General features: G+C 45.2%; 7 protein-coding genes. All 7 read right to left on the bottom strand.

Features of this window, described 5'->3' with window-relative positions; translation table 11 throughout:
• On the bottom strand, positions 1-577 hold a 577-nt coding region (locus tag VNN20_14850; protein HWP93469.1), incomplete at its 3' end, for a Gfo/Idh/MocA family oxidoreductase.
• A gap of 56 nt (positions 578-633) precedes the next feature.
• Positions 634-1,401 carry an SDR family oxidoreductase gene (locus tag VNN20_14845; protein HWP93468.1) on the bottom strand — a complete coding sequence of 256 codons (768 nt, stop codon included), beginning with the start codon at positions 1,399-1,401 and terminating at the stop codon, positions 634-636.
• Between the two features lie 76 nt (positions 1,402-1,477).
• The gene (locus VNN20_14840) at positions 1,478-2,269 is read right to left on the bottom strand and encodes an HD domain-containing protein (GenBank protein HWP93467.1); all 792 of its coding nucleotides are present in this window, start codon (positions 2,267-2,269) and stop codon (positions 1,478-1,480) included.
• Between the two features lies 1 nt (position 2,270).
• The gene (locus VNN20_14835; GenBank protein HWP93466.1) at positions 2,271-3,080 is read right to left on the bottom strand and encodes an HD domain-containing protein; all 810 of its coding nucleotides are present in this window, start codon (positions 3,078-3,080) and stop codon (positions 2,271-2,273) included.
• An 89-nt stretch (positions 3,081-3,169) separates the two neighbouring features.
• Entirely contained in the window at positions 3,170-4,789 is a 1,620-nt protein-coding gene (locus VNN20_14830; protein ID HWP93465.1) for a glycosyltransferase family 39 protein, read from the bottom strand.
• Positions 4,790-4,819: 30 nt separating this feature from the next.
• Positions 4,820-4,990 carry a hypothetical protein gene (locus tag VNN20_14825; GenBank protein ID HWP93464.1) on the bottom strand — a complete coding sequence of 57 codons (171 nt, stop codon included), beginning with the start codon at positions 4,988-4,990 and terminating at the stop codon, positions 4,820-4,822.
• A 99-nt stretch (positions 4,991-5,089) separates the two neighbouring features.
• Positions 5,090-7,165, bottom strand: coding sequence for a glycosyltransferase family 4 protein (locus tag VNN20_14820; protein ID HWP93463.1), 2,076 nt, complete (start codon positions 7,163-7,165; stop codon positions 5,090-5,092).

Genomic DNA, 7,165 nt, shown 5'->3' with positions numbered 1-7,165 from the left:
TCATCCAACAGATCAAGTCCAAATCGTGGCTCACGTTTTGCATAGATATGCCGCCTCCGGAGTGACGCCAGGTTCCACGCCAGATGTCGCGGGCATAGTAGCTTTCCGGACGAAACTCGACCCAGGACCACAAGACTCGTCTGACCTTTCCGATGAGCCCGGTGTCGATGATTTGTTTCATCGTCTGTGATGAACGAAAGGTCCGGTATTGATGCCCGACAGAGAGTTTGAGATTCTTTGTCTTCGCCAGGCAAACTATACTTTCCGCGTCTGAGATGCGAATAGCCAGCGGCTTCTCCACAAAAACGTGCACTCCAGCGTTAAGGCAGTCCAGAGCCATCGGAGCGTGAAGGTAATGCGGTGTGGCAATGGAAACGGCGTCAACGATTCCGGCCTCTAGCATCTTGCGATAATCGGTAAACCCGCGCACTCCGAGTTCTTCCGTCCTTTCCTTTAATATGTCCTCGTCCAGGTCGGCCAGCGCAGTTAACTCTACCTTCTCGTTTTGTCGGGCAAAGCGGACATGCAGATTGCCTATACCCTTAATCCCGATTATGCCGTAGCGCACCCTGTTCATGTCTTTCCTTTTTAGAAACCAGCACAGGTTTTAATCTCGGCTGACTATGCTTTTTATTAGAGGGGAACCTGGTCAACCAGGTGGTTATAAAGAGACAACCCCGCATCTATCTTAAGCACTGTCCCAGTGGTGAATCTCGAAAAAAAGTCTGATGATAGATAGACCGCCGCTCTCCCGATATAACAAGGGTTTATCGAACTTTTATATAGAGGGGTGTATTTGTGGGCGATTGTGTTACCGTTTTTATCCTCTTCTACATAGCCGGGGGCTATTCCATTTACTCTTATACTATATGGGGCTAGCTCTAGAGCCAATTCCTTTACGATCATCCCTAATGCGGCTTTTGAAGAACTGTAGCTCGGAAAGCGTCTAATTGTCCATTGATGAATGGAGGTGATAAATATTATGGAGCCGCTAACATGGTTATCTATCATTGTTTTTGAAATACGTTTTGTCAGGTACATAGGACCAAGGACATTCGTATCAAAAACCCTTTTCCATTCTTTTAAATCAAGGTCTTTTATCGTTCGTCCCCCAAAATGGATTCCTACGTTATTGACCAGTATATCGATCTTGATCCGATCTTGTAATAGTGAGTTACACAGTGAATCAACATCTTCCGACCTTGATACGTCTGAGATGAATCCTTTTGATACAACCGGATAGCGGTTTAATTCTTGCTTTAATTGAGCACATCTATCCCTGTCGATGTCGCTAAAGAATACATTTGCACCCTGTTTTGCCATTTCAATAGCAATGCTTTTACCGATGTTTTTCCCCGCTCCGGTTATAAGTGCGTTTTTCCCCTGTAATAGTTTGTTCATATGGTATAAGTTCTCCCCTTGCGGTCTCATTGATATAGGTTTTTCATTCCTACGTCTATAGAATCTAGGGTGGTTCTTAAACCTTATTTTTCTCTTTCCACACCGATGCCAGAGAGCTAGTCATCCTCCTCAGCTTCAGGACAGAGCCTGAATAGTAAAACCTTTCCAGAAGAAGCACGGATAGTCGTTTGCGGTAAGACGGTGGCGGTATAACGAACGACTCGCTGTGTTGAGGGGTAAATTCCACGGGGATTTCGGCTGAAGTAGTTTCTTTGTATGATTGTCTTATTTCATCCGCCAGATTGGGGAACCCCAGACTCTCTGCAACCTCTTCTACAATATGAGTATCTGTCGTGTACCTTTTGCGTCCAATGTCTTTGTAGTAAAGCACGTCGAGGTCCAAGAGGTGTTCTAAGTGGTCTGCCAAACGTATTAGAACTGTATTACGGTCGATGGGGTTTAGTTTATTCACTTCGTCCCGGATAGTCGAGATATTCTCTGGTTTCCACTTCAGGGTGGCAAACCGGGCCACGTATTCTTCGACCCCTTCGCCCACAGTATGTCTTACATACTTACGTTTAGACTTTGAGATAAATCTCTTTCCGTCCCCGAAGTCGCCATTTTGGTAAGCGTTATGGATAAGGCCTGCCGCCACCACCTCTCCAGATAATCTAAGTGAGGTTAGAATGCTGGCTGTTCCCACCCCGTGCGAGATAAGCGTTTTCCCGGAAGGCTGAAACCGTCCCGAAAAAAGTAACATGGCTAGCTCGTATGCATTACGGACTAGAACCATATCGGCCTTTGAATAATCATTAAGCCGTAGTTGGTTGTAGAGTTGAGTAATTGCCTGGGCGTAGGAGTGTGCCATTCTAACCTCGACTAGGATCAAACAAAGCGCCTACACTATTCATTCTCATCTTATAGCATAATTTGCTCAGAAAGCGCATCGTGATGAAAATGGTGTGGCAAAACACAAAAGATAGCCGCATGTGATAGGACCGGGGAGCAACAAGGTAGGCGCGATCCCGGCTGCTGCTGATGAGCAGCTCTCTTTGAATCTCTGTTGAAGTAACTTCTTTGAATACCCGTGATAGTTCGGAGGCTAGAGCAGGGAAGCCGATCCTGTCTGCCATTTCTATCATGTCTCGACCCCAACGCTCGATGTACTCTCTCCGTCTATCGGCATCGGAGCAATAGAGAACGCCGCAGTTCAAACTGTCTTCCAACTCATTTGCCAGGCGGATCAAAAGAACATCCCGGTCAATCTGGTCAAGGTTATCGAGTCTATCGCCAACGTCTGAGAGCGCCCTCGAACTCCATTTGAGGCTTGTATACCTGGCGATATAGTCTTCTACAACGTCACCGACAACGTCCCTTATTTTTTGACGCTTGTTGCCGGACATAAGCCTTAGACTCATGAGGCCAAAATCGCCGTGGATATAGGCGGCGTGAAGAAGACCTGCCGTTACTATGTTTATCGGTGTGCGTAGGGAGGCGAGTATGCTGGCTGTGCCTACCAGATGAGAGATGAACGTATCCCCGGAGGGACGGTATTGGCCGGTGAATAGTCGCATCGCTAGCTGGTAAGCATTCCGGACAAGAAGGATCTCTTCATTCGAGTAACCCTCACGGTGGAGCTGGTTGAAGAGTTGAATGTTTGTTTGAGCGTATGGTGGCATGATTTTTTGCCCTATCAAATCAAATTTTTGAGGAAACTCAAAAAATGATAGGGGTCCCGCCGAAATTCTCACACACCCGGGAGTCAAGCTTAGAATTTCTTCCTGAAAAGCGAGACCTCAGAACCATCGGGCTCTTGAAAGCTCCTTAAATGCCGGAAGCTCCCGATATGAGAATAGAAGAACTCGTGCATCCTATCTATAGATTCTTGAAAGGGGCTTATCGCTATGTTGGCCGAGTTCTTGGTCAAGATGTAGTCATACCGGTAAAACTTTTGAACGAATTCTTCAAAGGCTGTACCTTCATAATTTTGTAGCTTTATTACATTCAACGGAAGCATCTTAAGTGTAGTATAGTAGCGAATGGTCTGACCGTTTATATAGCGGTGGTCTGGTATAACACCCATGTACATCGGCATATCGTACCGATTGATTCGGCCAATTCTGTTCATATCCTCTTCGATGGCAGAAACTATTTCTTTAACCTTCCATTCCTCTCTCGAGTTATCGATAATAGTGTTTCTCAGCTGTAAATTCTCTCTGAAAAAGAGTATAGAGAAGAGAATTAGGAAAAGAGAGATAGCATATCTCTTAAGACCAAATCTACCATCTAGAACTTTAACAGACCCGACCTCGATGAGAAAAAAGGAGATTAAAAAGGAAATCGGAATCAACCAAGGCATCATGTACCGGGGTTGCTTGTTTTGTATCAGGAAGGTGAAAATGCAATAAGGGATGAGTATCCAAATTGAAAGAAGGGTTTTTTGTTTGCTATTTGAAAACAGCAATAGAACCAGTCCGGCAATAAAGAGGACAAGACCGACAGGTGTTATCATATCATTCCATAAGGCGGCTGGATAAAAATAGACAGAAGCATAGGATAGAAGAGAATCAGGCCCATGGGCAATGGGGCCTCCGGAAAACCTCAAAGTCTCTCCTATGAGCGCCGGGAGAATCGGGAAATAATAAGGTCCGAAAGTGACGATGGATGCAAGCACAAAAAGGGCTATATTCCTTAGTACTTTTTTGAAATGGTAAGCCCTTTCCAAAGCACCCTCCTGGGAGGTAGCCGGGTAAAAGGCTCGAAATGCCAAATAGCCGAGCGGACCCAGGACAAAGAAGAGGTATGTCCATTTGGTAAGCATTCCCAGTCCAAAGCAAAAGCCGGAGATAACGGAGAATTTGGTATTCTGGAAATAATTAGATTTCAGGATGAAGAAAGTGCCTAGGGCAACCATAGCCGTCAAGGGAAGGTCCAAATAGTAAATTACGCTGTGCTTCAGGATGATGGGAAATAGCAGTATTAATACAGAGGCCAACAGTCCGACATTTCTATCAAACATCAGTGTGCCTATTTTATAAACAGAGAAGACGAGTATGAAAATAAATATCATATTAGACATGATAGCTACTTTAGCAGACGTTCCGAAGACAAAGTACCAAAAAGATGTCGATATCGGAACCAGGGGAGGATAATACCCGGAGGGTCGAATAAGCGGATATTGCTCGGACTTATTAATAAGATCTTTAATAACTTCAAGATTTACCTGGGATGGATTGCCCAGTATGTTGTAATATACCAAACTATCCCTCAGGTGGACCGCTTCGTCCCACATGGGAGGGGCGGAATCGCCAGAGGTTAAGCTATAGATATTAATCCCGTAAAGAGAGACGAGGAACAATAAAAGTAAATAACAAACTGACCACTTCATGGAGTGAACTTCATTTTCATAAAATTTATATCATCTTTTACTGTCTTCATTACTAGACTGGATATAGCCGAGTCTTTTCATTGTCGGTCCCGCTATTTCCATAACCGTTGCCAATTCCTCGTCCGTAAGCTCTCTTTTATATCTTCCAATGCTGGTATTTTGTACCATCTTTGTCGAGAAGCCAGCAGGGTCCACTCCCAACCAATTGCCTGATCAACCGGTGACACGCATAACCTCGTCTCCCGTGAACGGGGGAAATTTTATTCAGACAAATATCGATCAGCGTGGCAAAAAGGAATTTCAGCCCTGACAAATAATAACTTTCTTAAAAATACGTTTTTCTGTGTTTACCGTTGGCGGTTGTGATCTAATGAAGCGCGGTTGATTGGAACCGTTGCCACAAGGTACTAACACTTCACATACCTCTTCCGGCTGGATTTCTAAAAAGCCAATCAGGCTCTCCAGGTCACCCTCGATTTTTTCACCCGAATACAAAATGCCCGCCCAAGGAGTTAAGATAGTACTTTGAACAGTCGCCTTACAGTCGGTATATGATCCGTCCCACCGGTGAAATAAAAACCCACTTCTACGGGCAAGCATAATATCCGCAAGGCGAGCATAGCGCGTGAATAAACACAAGACCTCGTTATCCGATGTTTTTATCTTACGTAAGTATTTGATAGATTCAGCGGCGAGCTCATCGTCATGAACACATAGGACCCAGGAAAGAGAAATGCTTTTTAGTTTTCTACCGTTCTTTTGTTGTATTGATACATACGGTTTGTTGTTGTGAACGTATGTTTCTTCCAATATATTTGCAATTTCCCTAGCCGTGTGGTCCCAAGTGTAGTATCTTTCACAGTCCCTTCTTCCTTGTCTGCCCCTTTCCCGGGCTTCTTTGGGATTCTCAAAAATGTGTCTCATAACGGCGCGTAGCTTCTTTATGTCCGGTTCATAAAAGCGGTCCCCTGTGTATGAAATCACATCTCTATCTTTTGAAACAAAGCCCCGACCTGTAGGCACAAGATAGCCGTTGGCTTCATTCAAGAAGTCCAACACTCCCCCGTATTTAAGTCCGACCGCCGGGGTTCCCGAAGCCATCGCTTCAAGCAAGGTTAAGCCAAAACCCTCGTTACTGGGCATCACATACGCATCCGCGTTAGCATAAAAGTCTCTAAGGGTCTCTTGTCTAACGGAGTCCGTGGAAAGGAATATAGGGGCACTTTTTCTGTAATAGCGCTTTTCCCAATCCTCAAACTCAAGGGCGACATTGTTCTGTGTGGTGCGGAATTCCGGCCGCAAAAATATGAAGAGCGCGACATCTTCGTCCTTACGGAACTCTTCAAGAAAAGCCCGAACCAATTGACGCATGTTTTTTCGTTCTACCGATGTGGAAATGGCTAAAAAATTAAAGCCTTTCCCCCCCGGTAAAGGTGTCCTTTCGGGAACCGGGCGAAAAAACTCAAGGTCTATGCCATGAGGGACAACATAGATAGGCCGATGAACGCCGGCCTTATAAAATATGTGCTTGGCAAAGGTACTCGGAACAATAATCGAATCCATCAGGTTGCACCGACCAATAATAGCCGGGGGGATATCCGTTGACTCGTACACAAATAGCCCAACATTAGTGGTTTTTGCATTAAAACGGGTATAGATAGGAGGGGTGATATGAAGCGAAACATCCGGGTCTCCATTACAAGTAGTGAACAATAGTGCAAAATCGGTGTGTTGGGCTTCTTTCTTATCCAGGACGTAGGAGTGAAACTTCAGCCTGAGACTGCTATGTTCAATAAGTTTTTCGGTCATCAAAACCGCTGCCAGGGGTATTCCCGACCTCAGGTGATGCCAATCCAACACAATCTCAACTCCCAGACCGTCTGTCTCCGAACGGTGATAATAGAGCTCGGCCCATTTCTGAGCACGTCCCGAATCCAATCCCAGTATTCGGATTGAATCCCCGTTATTATTCAATCTAAGACCGAGTTTTCCATTAGCTTCAAGAAGGGATAAAGTCCTTTCCTCATGAACAGATTTACAGAGCTTAAAGCCCACAACCTGTGGGCCTAAGCGGAATCCGAAAATACTCTTTTTATCAGGCGGCAGTAGTCCCGGTGGCGTCTTTAAGATAATTTTTTCGCTTGCCAACTCAAAAGATAGAGACTGGTCTTCCCCCACATACATAGACGCCACTACTGCGCTTTCCCCGGTGACCAGGTCGAGCAGCTTCTCTGGATAAGAATAGGGTGAAAACTCAAAAGCTACATAGTTGTCCTTTAGTGGATCAAAACTTACTGCGTTCTCTTTCGACTGATGGGGCGACAATAGGGCGGAAAAGAGAGTTCTTGCGTAACGAAAGTCGATAAACGTGGTCAT

This window comes from Thermodesulfobacteriota bacterium (assembly GCA_035559815.1).
GTDB lineage: Bacteria > Desulfobacterota_D > UBA1144 > Nemesobacterales > CSP1-2 > DATMAT01.
The sequence above is the reverse complement of the archived record's forward strand: the minus strand, read 5'-3'. Positions and strand labels throughout refer to the sequence as shown.

Coding starts and splice junctions, on each gene's coding strand:
- VNN20_14845 (HWP93468.1), bottom strand. CDS start 1,401: ATGAACAAACTATTACAGGGGAAAAACGCACTTATAACCGGAGCGGGG.
- VNN20_14840 (HWP93467.1), bottom strand. CDS start 2,269: ATGGCACACTCCTACGCCCAGGCAATTACTCAACTCTACAACCAACTA.
- VNN20_14835 (HWP93466.1), bottom strand. CDS start 3,080: ATGCCACCATACGCTCAAACAAACATTCAACTCTTCAACCAGCTCCAC.
- VNN20_14830 (HWP93465.1), bottom strand. CDS start 4,789: ATGAAGTGGTCAGTTTGTTATTTACTTTTATTGTTCCTCGTCTCTCTT.
- VNN20_14820 (HWP93463.1), bottom strand. CDS start 7,165: ATGACCACGTTTATCGACTTTCGTTACGCAAGAACTCTCTTTTCCGCC.